3 protein-coding genes are annotated in these 2,380 nt (G+C 70.3%); 2 read left to right on the top strand and 1 reads right to left on the bottom strand.

Annotated elements, in window-relative coordinates:
• A partial coding sequence (locus ACOJSN_RS24560; RefSeq protein ID WP_420115112.1) for a threonine/serine exporter family protein occupies positions 1 to 757 on the top strand: 757 nt, incomplete at its 5' end.
• Here the strand turns inward: ACOJSN_RS24560 and ACOJSN_RS24555 are convergent.
• On the bottom strand, positions 758 to 1,171 hold the full coding sequence (locus tag ACOJSN_RS24555) for a superinfection immunity protein (protein WP_420115111.1): 414 nt from the start codon (positions 1,169 to 1,171) through the stop codon (positions 758 to 760).
• Between the two features lie 103 nt (positions 1,172 to 1,274).
• Here ACOJSN_RS24555 and ACOJSN_RS24550 point away from each other — a divergent pair, with 103 nt between their 5' ends.
• Entirely contained in the window at positions 1,275 to 2,210 is a 936-nt protein-coding gene (locus ACOJSN_RS24550) for an aldo/keto reductase (protein ID WP_420115110.1), read from the top strand.
• Positions 2,211 to 2,380: the final 170 nt, after the last annotated feature.

Genomic DNA, 2,380 nt, shown 5'->3' with positions numbered 1-2,380 from the left:
GCTCGTCCTGCTCTGGGGGCAGGGACAGGTCGGCTGGGACGTCTCGGTGCTGCCGCCCTCGCTCGTCGTGGCGTCGGGCATCGTGGTGCTGCTCGCGGGTCTGTCGCTCGTCGGCGCGGCGCAGGACGCGATCTCCGGCTTCCCGCTCACGGCCGCCGGGCGCTCGTTCGAAGTGGCGTTGTACACGTTGGGGATCGTGGTGGGTGTCGGTGTGGTGCTCGACGTCGGATCACGCCTGGGCGTGCCGCTCACCATCTCCGACCTCGACTCGTTCGCACCTGCCCTGCCGGTGCAGGTCCTCGGCGCCGCCGTGGTCGCCGGCAGCTTCGCGGTGGCCTCCTACACGCGGATGCGCACGGTACCGCTCGTGGCGGCGATCGGGGGCACGGGCACGGCGATCAACGGACTGCTGGCGACCACCGGCGTGGGTCCGGCACCGCGCGCCTTCCTCGCCGCGCTCGTGATCGGTGTGCTCGCCGGCGTCCTCGCGCGGCGGCGCACCGCTCCGGCGATCGTGCTCACCGTCTGCGGCATCACCCCGATGCTCCCGGGCCTCGCGATCTACGGCGCGATGTTCGCGGTGGTCGAGAGCGGCAGCACGCTCGCCGGTGCGACGCTCACGGTGCAGGCGGTCGCCGTCGGGATCGCACTCGCCGCAGGCGTCAGCCTCGGCGACTTCGTCGCACGTATGACACGCGCCCGCACCGACCGGTGGCAGGCGGCCCTGCAACGCCGCGCCCGCGGCACCCGGATCTGATCAGGCAGGCGGAGTTCCGTGCGGCGCGTCAGAGACCGACGGCGGATAGCCGACCTGATGGTGCGGCGCGGGAGTTCCCCACGGGGGTGCTGCGGCGGGCTGCGCCTGGTGGAGTGCCTGCTGATGCGTACCGTAGCTCTGCGGATACGCGCCGGGCTGGCCGTAGCCACCGGCGGGCTGGTAGCCGACCGGCGGGTAGTAGGCAGGCGAGTAGGCGGACTGCTTCGTGCCGAGCGCCAGGACCAGTGCGATGATCCACCCGATCAACGACCAGCCGAGGAAGATGTTGACCACGATCGCAGCCGTCATGTTCACCGGCTTGCGTGTGGCCGCAATGATCGTGGGGATCAGGTAGCAGCCGAGCCCGAACATCAGACCGAACATCGACAGCAGTCCTGCACCCGCGAGTCCCATTCGTGGCGCCCCGTTCTCATTCGCTCGTGTAGCCCGGATTCTACCCGCCGCCAGATGATGAGGCCGGGGCGCACGGCATGGTGATCCGCGAGAGGATGGAACGGTGAAGACCATCGAGATCCCTCAGGCAGGAATGACCGCGCCGGCGCTCGTGCTCGGGCTGATGCGCATCGCGGCGAAGTCCGACGACGAGGTGCGCGAGCTCGTGCGGACCGCGCGTGAACAGGGCATCGACTTCATCGACCACGCCGACATCTACGGCCCGGAGCCGCACGCGTGCGAGCGCCGCTTCGCGGAGGCGATGCGGATGACGCCGTCGGAGCGGGCGCAGCTGACGATCCAGACGAAGGCGGGCATCGTCCGCGACGGACCGTACTTCGACTTCTCTTACGAGCACCTGATCGAGACGGTCAACGGCTCGCTGCAGGCGCTCGGGACGGACTACATCGACATCCTGCTGCTGCACCGGCCGGATGCCCTGGTGGAGCCGGAGGAGGTGGCCCGCGCGTTCGAGGAGCTGCACACGGCCGGCAAGGTGCGTCACTTCGGCGTGTCCAACCACACGCCCGGCCAGATCGAGCTCCTCAAGACCGCGCTGACCCGGCCGATCGTCGCCAATCAGCTGCAGCTGAGCGTCCCGCACGCGGCGCTGATCACACAGGGACTGGCCGCCAACATGGTGGGCCTGGACCAGTCGATCAGCCGCGACGCGGGTCTGCTCGACTACTGCCGGCTGCGCGGGATCACGGTGCAGGCATGGTCGCCGTCGCACGCGGGATTCGGTACCGGGCCGTTCGTCGGTGACCGGGAGAACTTTGCCGAGCTCAACGACCTGCTGGACGAGCTGGCCGAGCGGTACGACGTGACACCGAACGGGATCGCGACCGCGTGGATCACCCGGCACCCCGCCCAGATGCAGGTTGTGCTCGGCACCACCACGCCGGGCCGGGTCGTCGAGGCCGCTGCCGGGTCCGACGTCGTGCTGACCCGCCCCGAGTGGTACGGGCTGGCACGGGCCGCGGGCCACACCGTGCCCTGAGGCCGGATAGGGTCGCGAGACCACCTCGACACCGGGAGAACACGCATGGCTTCAGCCCCCGTGGCCGACCAGCTCAAGCTGCTCGATGTGCAGGCGCTCGACCAACGCCTCGCGAAGCTCGCGCACCAGCGGCGCAGCCACCCCAGCCTCGCCGCGCTCGAGGAGGTCAC

Source organism: Pseudactinotalea sp., from assembly GCF_048594945.1.
GTDB lineage: Bacteria > Actinomycetota > Actinomycetes > Actinomycetales > Beutenbergiaceae > Pseudactinotalea.
The sequence above is the reverse complement of the archived record's forward strand: the minus strand, read 5'-3'. Positions and strand labels throughout refer to the sequence as shown.

What these genes read in the sequence shown, in the direction of transcription:
- ACOJSN_RS24555 (WP_420115111.1), bottom strand. Translation starts at nt 1,171, where the DNA reads ATGGGACTCGCGGGTGCAGGACTGCTGTCGATGTTCGGTCTGATGTTC.